This window comes from Leptospira ilyithenensis (assembly GCF_004771005.1).
GTDB classification, from domain to species: domain Bacteria; phylum Spirochaetota; class Leptospiria; order Leptospirales; family Leptospiraceae; genus Leptospira_A; species Leptospira_A ilyithenensis.
In genome coordinates, this window is record NZ_RQHV01000036.1 from 16,689 (window position 1) to 36,624 (window position 19,936).

At 42.5% G+C, this 19,936-nt stretch carries 16 protein-coding genes; 11 read left to right on the forward strand and 5 right to left on the reverse strand.

Annotated features, from left to right (window positions below):
- Nucleotides 1-21 precede the first annotated feature (21 nt).
- A complete protein-coding gene (locus EHS11_RS04900; protein WP_135763300.1) occupies nucleotides 22-546 on the reverse strand; it encodes a hypothetical protein in 525 nt (174 codons plus the stop codon).
- Nucleotides 547-782: 236 nt separating this feature from the next.
- On the opposite strand from EHS11_RS04900, the gene EHS11_RS04905 reads away from it, so the two are divergent.
- From EHS11_RS04905 to EHS11_RS04955, 11 genes are all read left to right on the forward strand, one after another.
- On the forward strand, nucleotides 783-1,550 hold the full coding sequence (locus EHS11_RS04905) for an AraC family transcriptional regulator (RefSeq protein ID WP_246047606.1): 768 nt from the start codon (nucleotides 783-785) through the stop codon (nucleotides 1,548-1,550).
- Nucleotides 1,551-1,622: 72 nt separating this feature from the next.
- Nucleotides 1,623-2,987 (forward strand): alpha/beta fold hydrolase, encoded by a 1,365-nt coding sequence (locus tag EHS11_RS04910; protein ID WP_167884355.1) that lies wholly within the window; start codon nucleotides 1,623-1,625, stop codon nucleotides 2,985-2,987.
- 292 nt (nucleotides 2,988-3,279) lie between these two features.
- A complete protein-coding gene (locus tag EHS11_RS04915) occupies nucleotides 3,280-4,164 on the forward strand; it encodes a hypothetical protein (protein WP_135763303.1) in 885 nt (294 codons plus the stop codon).
- Nucleotides 4,165-4,268: 104 nt separating this feature from the next.
- Nucleotides 4,269-5,573, forward strand: coding sequence for a hypothetical protein (locus EHS11_RS04920; RefSeq protein WP_135763304.1), 1,305 nt, complete (start codon nucleotides 4,269-4,271; stop codon nucleotides 5,571-5,573).
- A 10-nt stretch (nucleotides 5,574-5,583) separates the two neighbouring features.
- Entirely contained in the window at nucleotides 5,584-8,097 is a 2,514-nt protein-coding gene (locus tag EHS11_RS04925) for a sigma 54-interacting transcriptional regulator (RefSeq protein ID WP_135763305.1), read from the forward strand.
- 611 nt (nucleotides 8,098-8,708) lie between these two features.
- Complete coding sequence (locus tag EHS11_RS04930) at nucleotides 8,709-8,984, forward strand: Smr/MutS family protein (protein ID WP_135763306.1); 276 nt, start codon at nucleotides 8,709-8,711, stop codon at nucleotides 8,982-8,984.
- Complete coding sequence (cimA, locus tag EHS11_RS04935; RefSeq protein ID WP_135763307.1) at nucleotides 8,981-10,510, forward strand: (R)-citramalate synthase CimA; 1,530 nt, start codon at nucleotides 8,981-8,983, stop codon at nucleotides 10,508-10,510. Before EHS11_RS04930 ends, cimA begins: the two co-directional genes overlap by 4 nt.
- Before the next feature lie 7 nt (nucleotides 10,511-10,517).
- Complete coding sequence (gene pth / locus EHS11_RS04940; protein ID WP_135763308.1) at nucleotides 10,518-11,084, forward strand: aminoacyl-tRNA hydrolase; 567 nt, start codon at nucleotides 10,518-10,520, stop codon at nucleotides 11,082-11,084.
- Complete coding sequence (locus EHS11_RS04945; protein ID WP_135763309.1) at nucleotides 11,081-11,689, forward strand: YqaA family protein; 609 nt, start codon at nucleotides 11,081-11,083, stop codon at nucleotides 11,687-11,689. The genes pth and EHS11_RS04945 overlap by 4 nt, the downstream gene beginning before the upstream one ends.
- A gap of 3 nt (nucleotides 11,690-11,692) precedes the next feature.
- Nucleotides 11,693-11,923, forward strand: coding sequence for a hypothetical protein (locus EHS11_RS20090; protein WP_135763310.1), 231 nt, complete (start codon nucleotides 11,693-11,695; stop codon nucleotides 11,921-11,923).
- A gap of 12 nt (nucleotides 11,924-11,935) precedes the next feature.
- Entirely contained in the window at nucleotides 11,936-13,198 is a 1,263-nt protein-coding gene (locus tag EHS11_RS04955; protein WP_135763311.1) for a replication-associated recombination protein A, read from the forward strand.
- A gap of 61 nt (nucleotides 13,199-13,259) precedes the next feature.
- Here the strand turns inward: EHS11_RS04955 and EHS11_RS04960 are convergent, their stop codons facing one another.
- Genes EHS11_RS04960 through EHS11_RS04975 form a run of 4 tightly spaced genes read right to left on the reverse strand, consistent with a single transcriptional unit; the run spans nucleotide 13,260 to nucleotide 19,922 of the window.
- Nucleotides 13,260-15,689 carry a FumA C-terminus/TtdB family hydratase beta subunit gene (locus EHS11_RS04960; protein WP_135763312.1) on the reverse strand — a complete coding sequence of 810 codons (2,430 nt, stop codon included), beginning with the start codon at nucleotides 15,687-15,689 and terminating at the stop codon, nucleotides 13,260-13,262.
- Nucleotides 15,686-17,293 carry an acetate--CoA ligase gene (locus EHS11_RS04965; RefSeq protein ID WP_135763313.1) on the reverse strand — a complete coding sequence of 536 codons (1,608 nt, stop codon included), beginning with the start codon at nucleotides 17,291-17,293 and terminating at the stop codon, nucleotides 15,686-15,688. Before EHS11_RS04965 ends, EHS11_RS04960 begins: the two co-directional genes overlap by 4 nt.
- Before the next feature lie 14 nt (nucleotides 17,294-17,307).
- Nucleotides 17,308-18,435, reverse strand: a complete 1,128-nt coding sequence (locus EHS11_RS04970) for an HpcH/HpaI aldolase/citrate lyase family protein (protein WP_135763314.1) — start codon at nucleotides 18,433-18,435, stop codon at nucleotides 17,308-17,310.
- Between the two features lie 32 nt (nucleotides 18,436-18,467).
- Nucleotides 18,468-19,922 carry a bifunctional 2-methylcitrate dehydratase/aconitate hydratase gene (locus EHS11_RS04975; RefSeq protein ID WP_135763315.1) on the reverse strand — a complete coding sequence of 485 codons (1,455 nt, stop codon included), beginning with the start codon at nucleotides 19,920-19,922 and terminating at the stop codon, nucleotides 18,468-18,470.
- Between the last annotated feature and the right edge of the window lie 14 nt (nucleotides 19,923-19,936).

The window sequence follows — 19,936 nt, forward strand, 5'->3', positions numbered from 1 at the left end:
ATAAATTTTCAAAGACAGTATTTATTTTGACCAGGTGATTCGGTAGGTAGAATCCTCTAACTTTTCAATTTTATAGTTTTTGACCTGGCAAAGATCCATAATCCCCATAAAGACACCTTCTACGGTTTTATCGATAATGTCGGGATTGATTGCTTGTATGATAACTTCCCCTTCCACTGTTTTCAGGAACTTTCTGGGAATGATCCCGTCCCCGCGAACATTCTCTTTGTATCCCTCCGCTTCAAATTTTAGAAACTCAAGCGGATTTTCCAACAGATGCTTCGGTAGGCCGACCGTTGCATGAATCGTCGGATATATTTTCTGGCCCAGAGTCGTGTAGGCGCGGTCTTTGGAAATGGAGGCCTCTCTGTATTTTTCCACAACGGCACGGTAGATTTCCAGATCATACCAACCTTCGGGATCTAGTTCTTTGAATCCTTTCCCTGTTTTTTCTTTTATAATCTGGTCCGCTTCTTCTTGTTTTGTTTTGTACAAACCCATGAGAGAACAGGTCAAAAAAATAAATTTTCCCCGTAATTCTACCATTTCCTTTTGCTCCTTTTGCAAACAACGATCAATGAGGTTGGTCGTTGTTTGGCGTTTTGGACGAGATTTTTAATGTTCTTCTTACACAAGTAGTCAATAAATTTTCGGATTCATTAGGGAAAGGTTCTGTTTTGCCGTTTTTGTTTCGATTTGGTTTGTCCCGAACTCCGTATTTTTTTGATTGTGAAGATTCATAAAATCGAAAAGGATAAAGAACGGCGCGACTAACTATGAAGATGGAAAAATTCATTCCAAGCGACAGATTAAAACCGTACATTCAGCATTTTCTAATCATCGAAAGTGATTTTGGAATGCAAAATCTGATCCTGCCCAGTTTGTCCGTAGTATGTTCCTTTCAGATCCGAGGTTCGATCACCTATGTGGACGAAGGAGACGAAAAAACAATTCCGCTTTTGGGTATTGCGGGGCTTCGGAGTTTTCCAAGAGAAATTCGATATGCAAAAGAAGCATCGACGATTTTGGCAGTGTTTCGTGAAGGAGGGGGCAGCGGGTTTTTCAAACAACCGATGCACGAAATTTTCGGATTGAATCTACCTTTGGACCATTTGATCGATCAAAACAAAACCCGTGAGATCGAAGAAAAACTTTTTGAGAAAAAAACGAATGCCGAGAGAATCTCACTTATAGAAAATTTTTTGATATCTGAAATCAAAGAACAAAAACCGGATCCTTTGGTCTTTGACACCATTCGCAAAATTCAATTCGCAAAAGGAAATTTAAAAATCAAAGAAATTCTAAACGGATTTCCTGTTAGTTTGGATTCATTGGAAAAAAAATTCAAACGAATCGTAGGAACTACTCCGAAACAATTTTCTACGCTCGTCCGTATGAGAAATTTCATCGATCACTACTCTTCGGACATCAGTTTCACAGAGGCAGCTTACGAAGCAGGTTATTTCGATCAGGCCCATTTTATAAAAGATTTCAGAAACTTTACCGGCAGAACTCCAAAGGAATTTTTTAAATCCGCCACCTACTGGTAATTTCTGATTTTTTACAATTTTGAAATCGGGTATTGCTGTATTCTTGCTTTGTATAAGAGGTAAGAAATGCAAATGAAATGGACGCGAACGAATTCGGTTCGCATTTTTGTTTCGGGATGGGTGGTTTCGATTTTTGCGGTAGTCTTTGCAAATATAGCAGTCGAAGCATTTCCACACACCCGAGGGTTAGGCTTTTTTTCTGATTTGAGATACGCGCTGATTACACCTTTGTGTTTTCTATCGGCAATCCTATCCGCGTTTTTGTATGAAATTCTTGTTAGTCGGTATGAGAGAGCAAAGCGAATATTCGCAACGATTCTATTTATATTTGCGGGGATGATCTTACTCCTACTTTCACTCATAGGTCCACCGGGCCTCGCACTAGCTTCCGGTTTTGCAGTGATGATCGTAACTATTTTTATGGCCTTTCTTATCCCGAAGTTTGCGGAAAGAAAGGAGATTCCTTTATCGTTTCTTCGAATCGTCGGAATTGTACTCTTGAGTTTGATCGAAGTAGTTGCTTGGTTCGGTGCAGTTTCAAGTGAACGGATGAACCAACAGAATGTGCAAGCGGTCGGTTTTGAAATTCCTCGCGGCATGTTTGATGTGGATCATAAATACATCGATTTGCCAAGTGGTGCACGCATTCATTATGTGGACGAAGGAAAAGGTGAGACGATTTTATTTTTACACGGAAATCCTGCATGGTCTTTCCAATGGCGCGATTTGATTCTAGGTCTGCGAAATTCGTATCGTTGTGTAACACTTGATTATCCCGGCTTCGGATTTTCAGAAGGGTCTGCCGGATTTGGTTTCACACCAAGAGAACAAAGCCTCGTCGTAGAAGAATTCATAAACCAACTCGAACTTCGCAATATAACTTTGGTTATGCAAGATTGGGGCGGTCCCATCGGTCTTGGTTTTGCCGGACGTCACCCTGAGTTAGTGCGACAAGTCGTTTTGGGAAGTACTTGGGCATGGCAAACACCAACGGGCACTCCTCGCGGTCGTTTCTCGCAGATTGCAGGCGGACCGATCGGTGAGTTTGTACAAATGAACTTCAACGGATTTGCCCGCTTGGGAATCACGAACGGGATCGTCCGCAAACTTCCGCCGGAGGTTCTTGATACATACGTGCGTCCGTTTCGTCCGCTTAGTCGGCGCGGTATCGCCGCATTCTATCCGGGACAAATTACTTCCGCCACCGAATATTTCGCCGAGGTGGAAAACGGACTATCCAAACTAACAGACAAACAGGCGCTAATCTTTTGGGCGTTGCAAGATGCGGGATTTCCTCACGAGGATTTGATTCGATTCCAAAAAACGTTTTCAAAGAATAAGACGATAGAATTTCCGGATGCGAATCATTTCTTCTTTGAAGATACTGCGGAGGAAATGATTTCGGAGATAAGAGAATTTATGGAAGGAGGGAAGTGAAAAGGCGGAAAAAGTCAAAATCTAAAATCACTTTGGGCGTCATTGGCATCCACGATTTTGATTCTTTTAAAGACAGGTTCCGTTGGAAAATCAGCGAATAAGAGGCCTTGGATTTTTATTGGTGCAGAAAATTCGGCACTCAATTCTTCTGCACTGACCGAAAATTCGGCACCAAATTCGCTCTAGATTCTCCGTTTTATGGCGTTTTAAGGACAAAAAAGAACATTTTTGACATTGGCACGACTTTTGCTTTAGACGAATGAAACAAAGTTTTCACAAAGAGGGAAAAAATATGGAAAATCTATTGAAAATTAAAAAAGGAATTTGGGGGAGTTTGGTCCTGCTCCTGATTCTGGCAACTAGCCCGGCATTTGCCGTGAACTATGTAATTTACGTACATGGGAAAGGATCTGATTCCAGCGGGCTTGCGGATACGAACAATAGCCGATGGGGAAACTCGGATTCTTACGGGGCCGCTCACAAAAGACGTTCTACCGCTTGGGGTGCCAGCCGATTTGTAAATTATGATTCCACCCAAGATCCCCGCACTTCAGGGGCCACAAGAGCTCAGACCAAACTGGCAAGTGCAATCAGTTCTTATTGCACCGGATCAAACAAATGCGTCATTATCTGTCATAGTGCAGGATGTTATGCGACTGAATATTATCTTGCAACACAAGGAACTCCTGCCAATCTTTTATATGTAGTCGCGGGAGCAAGTGCTGCAGGAGGATCTTCAGTGGCAGACATAGGAACTACCGCTACTCTTATCAGTCCTCTTCTTCAACTGCTAGGTTGGGCCGTTGCCGGTGAACCGAATAACATGACAAAGGCGTTGAAAACGGGAACTGCAAGAAGTTTCAATCATAACACTTCAAAAGTTACTATCTACAGCTTGGCCGGTCATAAGTCCAGTCAACCTGCTGCGACTGCAATCAAAGGAGAAGACGACAAACTTGTTAACTTTTCAGGCGCTTGCGGATACACTCAACACGGATCAATGACAAATTGCAATGACGGAAGTAATGCAAAATACACTAAACATACTTCTTATTGCAATTCCCTAGGAGCTGTTCCTTGCAATACCAGCAAAGGGTCGGGCGCATACAATGCCGATCATAGCGGGATGCAACCTGTAGCAAGAGATGCTTTGGATCGATTGTTAGGTTATCTTTAGTATTCCGGGCTTTAATCTAATTTCAAAACAAGAATTCCGGCGTAATGAACCCGAGTTCAGGGCGAAAGAAAATTCTTTCGCCTTTTTTATATTATGAGGATTTTATGAAAAAGTATTTTTCGAAAAAAAGAATTTTGGCGGGAATCGGATCGATTTTCGGGCTTTGGTTATTGGTTTATTTTTTATTCTTTTTCAGTACAAAAGAAAAGGAACATCCTGCGGTGCAGATGGAAGAAGAAAGACTTTTTCAAGAAAAAGGGATACCCTCCGATTCTTCCAAATCGTTCTGGGATAGCACCGGTATTCCGAAACCGGACTTTATAGGAATGGAAAAACTCATCCAAAAATCCGAAGTGGCTACTCCGAGTGTGCTCTTTACGGAATACCAACTCTATTATCGTTATCCTCCCGAGTCACGCCCCCTAACAAAGAAAATGGTAGATCTCCTGGATCCATTCAAAGTCATGCAGGAAAAGACCCCCATTTTCAAGCCGGATACAGAAGGAGAAATTCAGGGATATTTTTCCTGGCATAGCAGTGCCTATATGGTTACTGAAGATAAACCAGCCATTGCTTGGTTGGAAGTTTTAGATGCAAAGACGGACGAAAGGGTTCGGCCGAGGATTCTATCTGCGGAAATTTATTCAGATTCGGTCTATGGCGAAAAATTAATAGGGACAGCCGATTATAACGATTCAGGATCGGCACCGGACAGGGAAAGTAACGATCATATTTATACTTTTTCCTGGAGGCCAAGAGGAGGGGAAAAACTTCATGGAGGAGAACTTTCCATGAAAGTCCGTTTCGATGCTCCCAGTATAAAATTAAAGGAAACGGAAGCTTCGTTTTCATTCAATTCCACTCCTACGATCCCTGCAAAGTTTACAGGCAACTACCATGAATACGTAGAGAATGGGTCTTTGTATATCGCAGCCGAGATTGATATATATAAAGCGGGACAATATATCATAGAAGGGAACCTCTTTGACAAAGAAACGGGAACTCCTTATCACTGGGTATATCTACGAAAATACTTGGAAAGGGGAACTTCCCAAAAAATCGCGCTCCCCTTCTTTGGGGCGATCTTCCATGATAGGGGATTTGAAGAAGGCCGATTTGTTTTGGGAAATTTGAGAGGGCATAGAATGAATCTTCCATACGATCCCCGCAAACTGAAAGAGATGTTGGCCAAAGGCCAGGAAATCCCGACCACAAGCGAACCGTTGCAAGAATGGATTCCTTTGCCTACAGAATCTTATACTACATTAAATAGTTACAATATCGTTCAATTTTCCCCCTTGGAATACCAAGGACAGGACAAAAAAGATCGTTTACGTGTGATCCAAGAATACGCTTCCGATTGGGAAAAGACTCGCGGAGCGGGCCCGGACACGAACATAGGCGACTAACACAGGAACTATGGAGCTAAACCAGGTAAGAATTTTAATCGGAATCACAATCCTTACAGGGTTAGCCATTTTATGTGTAATTACTCTGCTGAAACCCGATCTAGGTAAGGTCGGCCGAGCCTTTCTTGCTTTGGTGGTTTCTCTTTTCGCCTGGTATTTTTTACACACTCTTTCTTTTTATCTCAGTCGCTTTTGGTCTTCTCCTTCCTATACGGTGGGGTCACTCGCGGGAGTCGCTGTCATTTTAGTCGGAACGACACTGTATTCTTTTTGTGAATACTTTCCGGAAGGCACGGAAGATAAAAATACCCGTAAACGAATTTTGTTTATGGCTTTCGTCGCCATTTGTCTTGCGCCTTTGACCTTTTCCAAACTCTGGATCAGCAATCGGGGAGCCGGTGCCACTGTCGGTCCCTTCTTTTATATGACAAGCGGTTGGGTGGTTTTTGCTGCGATCGGTGGGGTCGTTCTGCAAATTCGGAAATTCCAAAAAACGAAAGATCCTCGCAAACGGAATAGAATCCTTCGGCTACTAACAGCCATTCTTGTTCATGTAACGATTACAGTCTTTTTTTCTGTCGTCTTACCGGCATTTGGTTCTTGGAACTATTTTTTTCTAGGGCCTGCTTCTGCGGTATCCGGCCTTGCCCTTGTCATCTATGCGATTCAATTTCATCCTTTGCTCAACCTGCGTGCTGCCGTTTTTCAAATCGGTCTTAGGCTCGTCTTAGGTCTTTTTGTCTGTACAGCTATTTATCTTTTTCTGACATACATTGTTTCGTTTCGGGACAGCGCGCGGTTTACTTGGGAACTTGCGGCCATTTTTTCTTTATTTTTTTTAGCAGGACTTGTATACGGAAGTTCTATCCATCGCAGGTTGGAAAACCGTTTTTTTCCCCGTGGTATAAGCATGGAAGAATTGATTGTAAACGTATTCTTGCGGCAAACCACCGGAGCTTATATTTCCCTGGAAGGATTATTAAGGGAAATGTTGGAACCTGTCGTACAGAGATTCGAATTGACCCGGATTTTTGCGGCAATTGCAAATCATGAGGATGGGTTGGTTTTCTATGAAGTAGGCGACAATCCGAATGAACTGAAAGAAATTGCATCGCGTCTTGTATTCAGTCGCCTGGGCCGTGAAAGAAGACTTCCGAAAGAACTCGTCGAAGAAGGAGATAGGCTGTTTTTATTGGATGAAGACGCATCGATTCCTTTTCGAAAGAAAACCAACTTTACCCGTAAATACGCGCGTTTGGTGCAACGGACTTTGGATTTTAGAACGAGAGTCGTTCAGTTGGGTTGCCGGGTGGTGATGCCGCTCGTATTACAAAACGAAGTATGCGGGTATTTGCTTTTGGGAGATAAATTATCCGGTAGACCTTACTTTGAAAATGAAATCGATTTATTGGAAAAATTACGTAATCCTTTTGCGGCACTTGTGCGCAATCATATATATTATGAGAGGATTCAGTTTTTGAAAAACAGGGCGGAAGCCGAACTGAGAGATTTGAAAAGTATAGGTTCGTCTAACAGGGAAATCATACACCAGACTATAGGAAATCGGATTTTGGTCTACCGCAGTAGCCTGATGGAGGAAACTCTGAATCATGCCAAAAGAATTGCCCCTCTTTCCCGACCGGTATTTATCAATGGAGAAACCGGTACCGGAAAGGAATTGATCGCTTTATTGATTCACGAACAAAGCAGGGCATCTGAAAATTTTGTACCGATCAATTGCGCCGCTCTTCCTCCTTCTCTTTGGGAAGATGAGATATTCGGTCACGTCAAAGGTGCTTTTACGGATGCAAAAACAAATCGTTCCGGAGCAGTCGAACGAGCCGGCAAAGGCAGCCTCTTTTTTGATGAAATCGGAGAGATGCCTCTCTCCATGCAGGCAAAAATGTTACGTCTCTTGCAGGAAAGACAATTCGCTCCGATCGGAGGAAGGGAGTCGGTCCGTGCGGAATGCCGCTTTATTTTTGCAACTAACAGAAATTTGGAGGAAGCTATCCGGCGAGGTGAATTTCGAGAGGACTTGTACTATCGGATCAATGTTTTTAGAATCGAGCTTGTACCTTTGCGTGACAGACAGGAAGATATAGAACCTCTCATCAAGTATATGTTAGCTGCTTTCTCTGCGGAAATGAACTCTCCGGTGGCATTCATAGCGCCGCAAGCAATGCGAGCCTTTCTGGATTATTCCTGGCCGGGAAATATCCGTGAATTGGAAAATATTCTGTTACGTGCTTTGAGTACGGCAAAGGGTCCCGGGTTGTCCTTGGAAGATGTTCCTGAAATCGCAAAGGAAACAACAAAGGTTCGTTCTACTCAAAGCTCGGCCTGGGAAAAGGAATTGTCTCCTTCCGGAGGAGGCAGTTTTCACGAAATCATGGATGCTTGCGCACTGCGAGTGATCCGCTCGGCTTTGGATCGTTCTGGAGGAAATAAAACGCAAGCTGCTAAACTACTCGGAATTAGGCGGTCCTCTTTGGAATACAGACTCAAAGAGCGAAAGTCGTAAATATATACTGTACCTCCCGGCCCGAGGGCAAAAAGGCGAACTTTATTTGAGAAATTTCGGGGTAATGCAAAGAAGGGTTGTTAGTTTGGTCGGGATATGTTAGTTGGAACTCATTGGGTGGCTTTGTGGTTCACCCCACCCAAATCAGGGCGGGGAAACCAAAATCCCATCTTATAAAGAAAGACTACCTCAGACAAAAACAAAAAATGGCAAGTCTCACCATCCTAACATAGATAAGGCCACTCTTCTCCTAAAAGCAAGTGAGATGTTTCCCTTCGGTGAGTAAAAGCCCATCTCAAAGATTGACGTGAGTTTCCAAAAGTCAGTTGGTTAAAGATTTATGTAACAACTAGTTGGACTTGCAAGCAAGTCAGTGAATCAGGGCTACCTGCATTCGCTTACCGCCCAGTTCACATTTTCGCGCGCGGGGGGCTCCTCCCTATGGGTCGTTTGCGAATGGCCAAGGATGGCCGAAGCGAGTGCACCACAAGGTTTACGCGCACAGGAGCCGGAAGCATCTCATTTGTAATTTTCTTTGAAAATCTGTTCAAAAACAGGAAAAATTCTGAACAATTTAGGGGGAAATTTTGCAATGGGAGAAGAGCCCTTTTATGCGCACCATCTACATCCGCAAAATGAGATTTGAAGAAGCTAAGTTGAAACTGGAAAGAGAAATCAACGATGCTTTTATGGAAGGGGAAAGTTATGTGGAAATCGTTCATGGGATCGGAGAAGGGATACTGAAAAGAATGGCGGTTGACTATGTGGAGTCCTGCGATTTTCTGAAATTACTGGATAGAGATCCGATGTTTCGGGGAAACCCGGGAGCCACTCAGGTAGAGATTTTGGCTCCTTCCAAAGAATACATCAATAGATTGAAAAAATGAAAAGTCTTTCCGATAAAATCCAAATTTTAGACGTTACTTTGCGTGACGGAGAACAAACCAACGGGGTTTCTTTTTCATGGCAGCAAAAACTGAATATCACAAAATTTTTGTTATGTGACCTCAAGGTGGATCGGGTTGAAATTGCAAGTGCAAGGGTTTCTCCCGGCGAATTCGAAGCGGTTAAGAAAATCGTAGAATGGGCAGAACTGGAAGGTCTTTCCGATAAAATTGAAATTTTAGGATTTGTAGATTTTGAAAAGACGCCCAATTGGATGCGGGATACAGGTGTTAAGGTTTTGAATCTTTTGACCAAAGGTTCCTTGAATCACCTAACCAATCAACTACGAAAATCTCCCGAGGAACATTATTCCGATATTTCCAAAACGATTGAGTTCGCATCCTCTTACGGTATCACTGTCAATGTTTATTTGGAAGATTGGTCGAACGGATATTTGCATTCGCGCGATTATGTTATCGATTATCTTAAGAACGTATCAAAATTCAAAATCGAAAAATTTTATCTGCCGGACACTCTAGGGGTCATGTCCCCCGACGAAGTGGGAAAAGCGATTAAGGAACTCGTCGGTTTATTTCCCCATCTTTGGTTTGAATTTCACGGGCACAACGATTATGACCTAGCAGTTGCTAATTGCCTTGCAGCAGTGCAGTCCGGTGCCAAAGGTTTGCATGTGGCTGTGAACGGACTTGGAGAGAGAGCGGGCAATTCTCCGTTGGAAGCAGTGATCACTTCTTTGCATGATAAGACGGAATTCCGGTCCAATGTCGTGGAAAAGGAAATTACGAACGCGTCCAGGCTTGTGGAAATTTTTTCAGGCAAACGGATTTCGGACAACCGCCCGATCGTGGGGGAAGACGTATTCACCCAAACCGCCGGGATCCATGCAGACGGAGACAAAAAAGGAAATTTATACGCCAATCTGATTATGCCGGAAAGATTCGGGCGAAGTCGTGTTTACGCACTAGGCAAGTTAGCCGGAAAAGCGAGCATCACTGAAAATCTGAAACAATTGGGAATGGTTTTGTCTCCCGAAGTGGAACAGAAAGTTTTATCCAGAGTGATCGAGCTAGGTGATCAGAACAAAACCGTTACAAAGGAAGATCTTCCTTATATCATCGCGGATATAACAGGCGAAAATAGAGAAGCCTCTTTTCAAATCGAAGCTTGCACCGTTACAAGCGGAATCGGGGTGAAACCGACCGCCGATTTGAAGGTAAAATTCAAAAATCAGATTTTTGAAGAAACTGGAACCGGGGACGGCGGTTACGATGCATTTATGAATGCTTTGGGAAAAATCCTTCAAAAATTGAATATCAGCATACCTCCGTTATACGATTATGAGGTTAGGATTCCTCCCGGCGGAAATACGAATGCACTCGTGGAAACCGTGATCACTTGGAAAAGCGAGACGGATCTGCAACCCACGAGAACCATCGGAATCGATTCCGATCAACAAGTGGCAGCGATCAAAGCGACCGAAAAACTGCTTCATATCATCTTAGGCTAAAACATCTATGATTCATTTACTCATCGTAGGTCTCGGCAATCCGGGAAAAAAATATGAACATAACCGACACAATATAGGTTTTATCATTTTGGATGAATATGCAAAGTCCAAAGGTGAATCCTGGAAAGAGAACAAAAAATACAACGAATCTCTGATCACCGGGGATAGTTACAGGCTTCATTTACTGAAACCACTGGAATTTATGAATTTATCAGGCAAAGCCGTGCAAACTTTTGCCCAACTGTATAAAATTCCCGCCGCAAATATCCTCGTTTTGCAAGATGAAGTCGATTTGCCTTTTGGAAAAATAAAAAACAAAATCGGCGGTGGAACCGCAGGTCATAACGGTCTAAAGGATATAGTTGAGAAAATCGGTTCGTCTGATTTTCATAGGTTGAGGTTTGGAGTGGGAAAACCAGAAAAAGGGCAAATGGAAGTTGCTGACTATGTTTTACAAAATTTTACGGAAGAGGAAAGAAAAGAGTTCGACGCACTTCTTTTGGAATCCACCAAAAAAATAGATGAATGGCTTAAAGCTGCGTTAAATAATCTCAAAAAAGGATCCGCAGCTTGAATCCAACCAAAAGCTCTCATTCGAAATCATCTCTCTCCACCAAACAAGAATTAAAGAAAATCCTGATCCAGACTGCAATCTCGATTGTCATCGTCGTGGGAATCGTATTTGCATTGGCTTACTTTTTTAGAAAACCCCTTCTGGGGCTCTCTGCCGTTTTTGTGGAACTGTTCGGTTTTTTCGGACTGTTTTTCGGAATGATACTTTCCGATAGTCTTCCTGCTTTTATACCTCCTGACGCCTTTTTGATGTTAGCCGTAACGGGAAATATGAGCGGACTCTTTACCATTTTTTGGATGGGTACCGGAAGTATCATAGGAGGTAGCCTTGCTTACCTCATAGGAAGGTATCTGATTCCCAGATTTCATTTGGGAAGGCAGATGGTTTTGCATTACGAAGACAGACTGCTTCCTTATGTAAGAAGATACGGTTTTTGGGCGGTGGTGCTGGCCGCACTGACTCCCATCCCTTATTCCTGGATGGCTTATACGGTGGGAACCTTCAAAATGAAATACAGATTGTTCCTTCTCGGGTCGTTTTTTCGTTTTGTACGTATGGCGGTTTATTTTTACGCAATGCTCGCCGGTTGGGTGAGCGGAGTATAGATTGTGGATTCGGGTCGATTGTTTCCGATTTCCAGAGAAGAAATCATTCTAGAAAAAGTACGTTTTTTTTATTTGCCGGATCGAACTGCGCAGTTTATTGCAAACATTCTGGATGGAAAAGTTTCCGAGCGGAGCCTGGTATGCTGCCATTCGGGATGCGATGTCTGCAATGACACCATATACAAATGTTATATGATGATAAAAAAGTCACTTGAAGAAAACAAATCGGGATGAAATTCTTTTCCTATGTCTTCTCTTTTTCCCGGTCCGGGCAAACAAGTTCCTTTAGCGCATAAAATCAGACCCGATACCTGGGAAAGATTTTTGGGACAAAAAAAGGTAGTAGGGCAGATTCGATCTCTTACCAAACCCACATCGATTTTGTTTTATGGACCACCTGGCACCGGCAAGACGACACTGGCGCATCTCATCGTAGACAAATGGAATTTGCCGAAACGATTTTTATCCGCAGTTACAAGCGGAGTGAAGGAACTCCGAGAGGTCATAGAAGAATCCAAAAAGATAGGAACCATTGCTCTTTTTTTGGATGAGATCCATCGTTTTTCTTCCTCTCAGCAGGACGCACTTCTTCCTTCCGTAGAACAAGGAGATTTGATTTTACTTGCTGCCACTACGGAAAATCCTTCCTTCCGAATCAACCGTGCACTGCTCTCCAGAATGCAGGTGTTTCGTCTACAGTCGTTAGATGAAGAAGATGAAAAGGGAATCATCGGATCCGCTTTGGAGATAGAAGGAGAAGGGCGGACCTTTACGGAAGAGTCGATGAAGGAAATTCTGAACGCAAGCGGAGGAGATGCTAGAAAGTTGTTAGGTATCCTGGAAGGATTGATTTCACAAACAAAACCGAAAGAAGAGATCGGGCTTGCCCAAGTGGAAAATTTTTTAGGAGCAAGGGTGATTCAATATGATAAAAACAAAGAAAGTCATTATGATGTGATCTCCGCCTTTATCAAATCCCTTCGCGGTTCGGATCCTGACGCCGCACTTTATTATCTGGCAATCATGCTTGAAGGTGGAGAAGACCCTCTCTTTATTGCAAGAAGACTTGTTGTATTTGCCAGTGAAGATGTGGGCAATGCTAGTGTACACGGACTTCCTTTGGCGATCGCCACTTGGCAGGCGGTGGAAAGAATAGGAATGCCGGAAGCACGGATTCCTCTAGGACAATGTGTTAGTTTTCTTGCCAGTGCTCCAAAGTCAAACGCAAGTTATCTGGGTGTCGACGCGGCTTTATCATTTGTCCGATCCAATAAGTCTACTTTTACCATACCCAATCATTTGAGAAACGCGCCTACTTTGACTCATAAAAAAGAAGGAGCAGGGCAGGGATACAAATACCCGCACGACTTTCCTTATCATTTTATAAAAGAAAAGTATTTCCCCGAGGAATTTTATCCGAGCCCGCCTAAGTTTTATTCTCCGACCAATCAGGGAATGGAAAAAAATCTAAAGGAACAGTTGAATAAATTATGGGGAGATGAAAAATAATACGCATTCCCGGGGTTCATGTTCCATTTTGTTCGTGAAGTGGGTCTTTCCGGCATCCACGTTATCTTTTCCGGATCATTTCATCTAAAGCTAATATTCGTTTTGCGCCTTCGATTTCAAGCTGTTCTATGATATGGCCGTCCACTACAGCAAGTGCTTCCCCCAGTCCTTTCGATTTTTCCAATGATTCTATGATTTGTTTTGCGCGCACCAACTCAGTTGTTTTCGGACGGAATGCTTCGTTCGCATAAAGAATTTGATTGGGATGAATCAATGTTTTTCCATCGAATCCCAAATTCCGTGCCTGTCTGCAGTGTAGTTCGAAAGTTTCCGAAGAAGAAAAATTTAAGAATGCTCCGTCAATCGCCGCTCGACCATGAGCCCTTGCCGCAAGAACAATTTGCGATAAAGAAAAGGTCAGACCTTGTCTTTCTATATTCGGATACAGTTTTAAACTTTGGGAAATTGAATTGTTTTCTGTTACAAGTGCTATGATTTGTTCTGATAAACCTAACATTGATTCCGCTTCCAATACGGCTTTTGCATTTTCGATCAATATGAGTAGCGGGACACCAGGAAGGGCTTCATTGATCTGGTCCAGGATCAATTCCACGTCCGCTTTGATTCGAACACCTGTAATCAAAACCGCATCCGGCTTTGCCGATTTCAGACTTTGTTTGTCTTCTTCGAACCAAGGAGAACCGGGTCTATTGATTCTGATGATTTTTTCCTTGGATCCGTATGAATGTTTTGTAAAAGATTGAATCACCATTTTTCGGGCATTTTCTTTTTCCATAGGGGGAACGGAATCCGCCCAATCGAAGATAAGAGAATCCACCGGCATCTGGGTGGCCTTTTCCAAATATCTTTCCTTCCATCCGGGTACGAATAACAAGGTTCTCCTCGGACGATAGAGGGATTCTTTCCATAATGTCTGTTTTGCGGCAAGAATTAAACCTTCCGGTAAAGTTTCATCCTCTTCTTTGATTTTGTTTTTCCAAAAATTAGGACCAGATTCATGAATCGAATTTCCATGTGTGTCTACGGCAACAAATACCGGCATATCATAAACTTCGAATTCATGGATTGCTTCCATTCCTAAATCTTCAAATGCAATTACTTTCGATTTGCGAATGGCTTGCGATACCAGATAGGCAGCTCCGCCTACGGCAATGAGATAAACCGATCCGTAATCTTTGATCGTTTGCACTGTTTCTTTGCTTCTTTCCGCTTTGCCGATCATACCCAAAAGTCCCGTATTTTTTAAGATTATTTCCGTGAATTTATCCATTCGGGTTGCAGTCGTAGGACCTGCCGGTCCCACCACTTCACTAGTGCCCGGTTTGGGATCAACCGGTCCTACGTAATAAATGAATTTTCCTTTGAGATCAACCGGAATTTCTTTTCCTTCTTTTAATAAATCAGTCATCCTTTTGTGGGCAGCGTCCCTTCCTGTTATTATTTTACCACGTAACAAAAGTCTGTCGCCTGATTTCCAACCTGAAATTTCTTCCTTGGTAATGTGATCTAAATCTACGATTGTTCCCAAGAATTCGTCCTCTTCTCCGACGATAGGCCATTCGTTCAAGGAAGGTGGGGAAAACTCCGGAATTTTTTCATCATTGAGAGCAAAGTGGATATGTCTTGTCGCAGCACAGTTAGGAATGATTGCAACCGGCAAGGAGGCGGCATGAGTGGGGTAGGTTTCGATTTTTACATCAAGCACGGTAGTGAGTCCACCTAATCCCTGTGCTCCGATACCGAGCTTGTTTATTTTTTCATGGAGTTCCAATCTTAATTTTTCAACCGGATTTTCTGCACCTTTTTCCATCAATTCCCGGATGTTAATCGGATCCATTAAGGATCGTTTTGCCATAAGAACTGCTTTCTCTGCCGTTCCTCCGATTCCTATTCCTATAACACCCGGAGGACACCAACCGGCCCCCATCTTGGGAATGGATTCCAAAACAAAGTCCACTATGTTATCACTTGGATTTAGTATGGCTAACTTCGCTTTGTTTTCCGAACCGCCTCCTTTTGCTGCGACCCAAAAATGAATTTCATTTCCTGTTACAAGTTCCGTATGAACGATCGCAGGAGTGTTGTCTTTGGTATTGTTTCTTGAACTTTCCGGATTAGCAACAACGGAGGCACGTAACGGGTTTTCAGGGAGTGTGTAAGCTCTTCTGACTCCTATGTCGATTAACTCCTGTAAGTTTTTTTCTCCTTCAATGATTAGATGAGATCCTAACTTTACAAAAACAACTATGATTCCCGTATCTTGACAGAGTGGACGGTTCCCGAATGCCGCCATCCTTGAATTTTTCAGAATTTGGGAAATTGCATTTTTTGCGGAAGGGGATTTTTCCTTTTGCCATGCACTGAACATCGCATCTATAAAATCTTTCGAATGATACGCAGAAATATATTGCAATGCTCTGAATATTGATTCTGAAATATTTTCTCCGGGAAGGATTCTGATTTTTGTCATTTGGTTATCCGCGAAAGCGATTCCGTAATTTCTTTCCTTAGAATTTTTCCGTTCTTGGTTCTAGGAAAATTTTTATAAAAATGAATCTTCTTCGGTGCCTTATACTCTGCGAGTCTTTCTTTGCCGAATCGAATGACTTCTTCTTCGGATAGATTTGTTTCGGGATGAAGGATCACGCAAAGAGAAACCAATGTTTTATCATTTCCTATATCTTCTCCGATGGCAACACAGTCTGCAATGTCCGGATGGGATTTCATTACTCTTTCTATCTCATAAGGTGAAACACGGTAACCGAATGTGTTGATGATATCATCCTTTCTTCCTATAAACCAAACATAACCGTCGTTATCTATTCTTGCATAATCTCCGGTAATGAAATATCCTTCTTTTCTGGATTTTTTATCTTCGTCAGGAAGATTCCAATAACGGAGAAATAAACCCGGATCCTTTTCGGATACTACGATGAGTCCCTCTTTTCCCGGTGGGACTTTTTTGCCTTCTGCATCGATTAAGTCTACCAAATGACCCGGTTGGATTTTTCCGGCTGACCCTGGTCTGATTCCATTTTTTTTATTTTGAGAGATATAATAGGAAAATTCCGACATCCCTAGTCCTTCATAGATGGGAACTTGAAACCTATCTTTCCACTTTTCCAGAACTTCATCTGACAGATGTTCGCCTGCTGACATGCAATAACGTAGGGTAGGTGTATTTTTTTTTGAAAGATCCGTTTTCTGAAGGATCTGTCTGTAAACCGTTGGCACTCCGATGAAAATCGTGCACTTATGCCTTGCGATGAGATCAATCCAAAGTTCAGGATGATTTTTGCCTTCATAAGCTATGACCGTATGACCTCTGTAAAGCGGATCCATTAATGCGGTTCCCAACACATAAGTCCAATTGAATTTACCTGAATGAAGGATTTTGTCGTGATCTTCAAAATCAAACCAAAACTCACTGGCTGGTTGTCTTCCGAGCAAAGCCCTATGTGCGTGCAATACTCCTTTCGGGTAACCAGTAGTTCCGGAAGTATAGACTAGGTAAGCGGGATCATCCGATTTGGTTTTAGTCGGAACGGGGAGAGTGACTTTCTTTGCAAGTTCTTCATCCAGATCGATGAATTTGAATCTGGAATTTGAATTCGGCAGCCCACCTTCTCCCGACAGATAAACGGTTTCTATTTCCGAGTCTTCCGTTAGTTCTTTTTCCAAATCAATCCACATTGATTTTTCCGTAACTAAAACTTTCGCGCCGGAATCTTTTGCAATATAGGATACTTCTTTGGATGTAAGAAGGGTAGAGGTTGGTGTTGCTATTGCTCCGGATTTTAATGTCCCGAAAAAGGCGGAAGGATACGTAATTGAATTGGAAAGACGTATGAGAACTCTTGTATCTCTATCATATCCATTTCGTATGAGAGAGAAATGAAATCTGGAAGAAAGAACTGAGAGTTCTTTGAAACTGCATTCTTCTCTTTCACCTGTTTCATTTTCTATAACTAAGGCGATTCTTGTCTCGATCTTCGTTCCCAGGTGTAAATCTGTAACAGCTGTTCCTATATTAAAAAATTCGGGAATCTTCCATTCGAATTGAGATCTATTCATTTTTTCATTTCCTATTAATTGAATCCGGCATAAGGCCAATTTTCTAAAATCACTCTATCGGGAAGTTTCTTTAGGACAAATAAAATAAAGTCTTCCTCTTTTTCGCTTAATTCTCCCAGTGCCTTGGCTCTTAAAATCGCTTGGAGCGCTTTTCCGAACATAGGAGGATCCAACATTTCTCCCTCGAACCGGACAGCTCCTCCGGTAAGAGCGTCGGCTTCCAAGGCGATTTGCAGAATTTTTATATTTCTCCGAATGGTGGAAGGTGAAGGAATGAATGCAACCCTGCATAGGTTGATATGGTTGGGATGAATCACTTGTTTGCCAGTAAGCCCGAGAGCAGTTTCCGTGGAAGCATGTGAAAAAACGATATGTGAAGCTTTGTCGCCGTTCAAATCCAACCATCGCCTAACGTCAGAAGGCTCAACTGCATTATCAGGAAGCCCTTCCTGGTTGATCAAAGGATCAACTCCACCGATCACTCCTCTGCCTGCTTGTCTCGCTTCAAATAACAGGTCATAAAGATAAGGCCTCAATTCTTCCAGCCAGTTTTCGGGCGTTATGTGAATCGCCATTGCTTTTGAAAAATCATGAATCCCGAAAACCAAATGTTTGACTGTTGAAAAATTCATCATTTCGGGAGCTAATTTCAAAGAACGGGGGTGTTCGATGATCGGCTGCACAGTCATTTTCGAATTTATCTCCACTAGATCGGAAGATAAGTCGCGAATCTCGGCAGTTCCGTATTGTTCGCCTGCTTTAGCCAAGGTGATTACATGAACGTAATTGCCTATTTCCTTCAGTAACTTCAGATCTTTCGAATATTCTTCCGTCAGAAAAGGATTGATTCTAATGGCGATTTGAATGTTTTTGTTTTCAAATCTGTAAATTTCCTTTCTCAATAATTCACGACTTAATGCTTTTCTGGAGCAGCCATCTTCCAAATCAAACAACAAAGTATGTGCTTTAGAATGTACGGCGAATCTTTCCAATCTTTCTGTGGCCGCTTCGATCGTTTCATAGTCCGAGTGTTTCGGAACGAATTTGATAGGAGGATAATACAATTGTATCCCAGGCCATCTTGTATCCAGGATCTTCCGATGAAACTGTGCCTTTTCATTTCCTTCATCAATTGTTATCATTTTCGATTCCGTCGTAGTTCGAATATTCATTGTTAATTGAAAGAGAATAAATCGACGAACCGATGGACTTCCATTTCTTCCAACTTTTTCTGATCGGACACGGCTTCCAGGATCAGTTTTTTTTGCTTTTCGGCAAATCTTCTACTTAGATTTTTTTTAAACTTTATTGCCAGAAGAGGAATCCCTTCTTTTCTTCTTCGTTTGTGTCCTATTGGATAGTCTACGTGGACTTCTTTGAATTTTGTTCCGTCGTTCCATTCGATTGTGATTGCGTTAGGGATTGACCGTTTGTCCGGATCATGATAATCTTTGGTAAAATTTTCGTCTTCGATGCAACTAATTTTATCTCTTAAGATGTCGATTCTAGGATCAACCGCAACCGCATCCTCGTAGTCTCCGGCGGTAAGTCTTCCATATAACAGTGGAATGGCAACCATATATTGGATGCAATGATCTCTATCCGCAGGATTGTTCAAAGGGCCTTTCTTATCTATAATTCGAATACAAGCTTCGTGAGTGCGAATGGTTATTTTTTTTATATCGTCTGTCGATCTACCTTCTTTTTTTAATTCTTCATGAAGTTCCATTGCTGCCTCCACCGCAGTCTGGCTGTGAAATTCTGCGGGGAAGGAAATTTTAAAAAGTACATTCTCCATCACATAAGATCCATAAGGTCTTTGAAATTTGAATTCGTTTCCTCCGAAAGATACGTCGTAAAAGCCCCATGTTTTGGCAGTTAAGACCGAAGGATAGCCCATCTCTCCTTTTTTTGCTATTAATGCCAGTTTTACGGCACGGGAAGTTGCATCTCCGGCAGCCCATGATTTCCTTGAACCTGTGTTTGGCGCATGTCTGTAAGTTCTGAGGGATTGACCATCAAGCCAAGCGAGTGAAATTGCATTTAGAATTTCTTCCCGGTTCAGTCCCAACATTTCGGAAACAACGGCAGTCGAGGCGACCTTTACAAGTAATACATGATCCAATCCTACTTTATTGAATGAATTTTCCAAAGCAAGGCAACCTTGTATTTCGTGTGCTTTGATCATAGCCGTTAACACATCTTTGACGACTAAAGGTTCCCTGCCTTCGCTCTGTGCATTTCTGGAAATCCAATCGGCAACAGCCAGAATACTTCCGAGATTGTCGGAAGGATGTCCCCATTCGGCTGCAAGCCATGTATCGTTAAAATCCAGCCAGCGTATCATTGTGCCGATGTTCCATGCAGCTTGCACAGGATCCAGTTGATAAGAAGTACCCGGAACTTTCGCACCGTTCGGTAGATTGGCGCCGGGAACAACGGGTCCTAATAATTTAGTGCAGGCCGGATACTCTAGTGCTTCCAATCCGCAGCCCAATGTATCAATCAGGCAGTTTTTTGCGGTTTCGTACGCCAAATCGGATTTGATTTTATAATTCATAACATAGTCGGCAATGTCGACTATCACTTGGTCGGTTTTTTGTTTAGTGTTGATTGTATGAGAACTCATTTTATTTTCCTGCT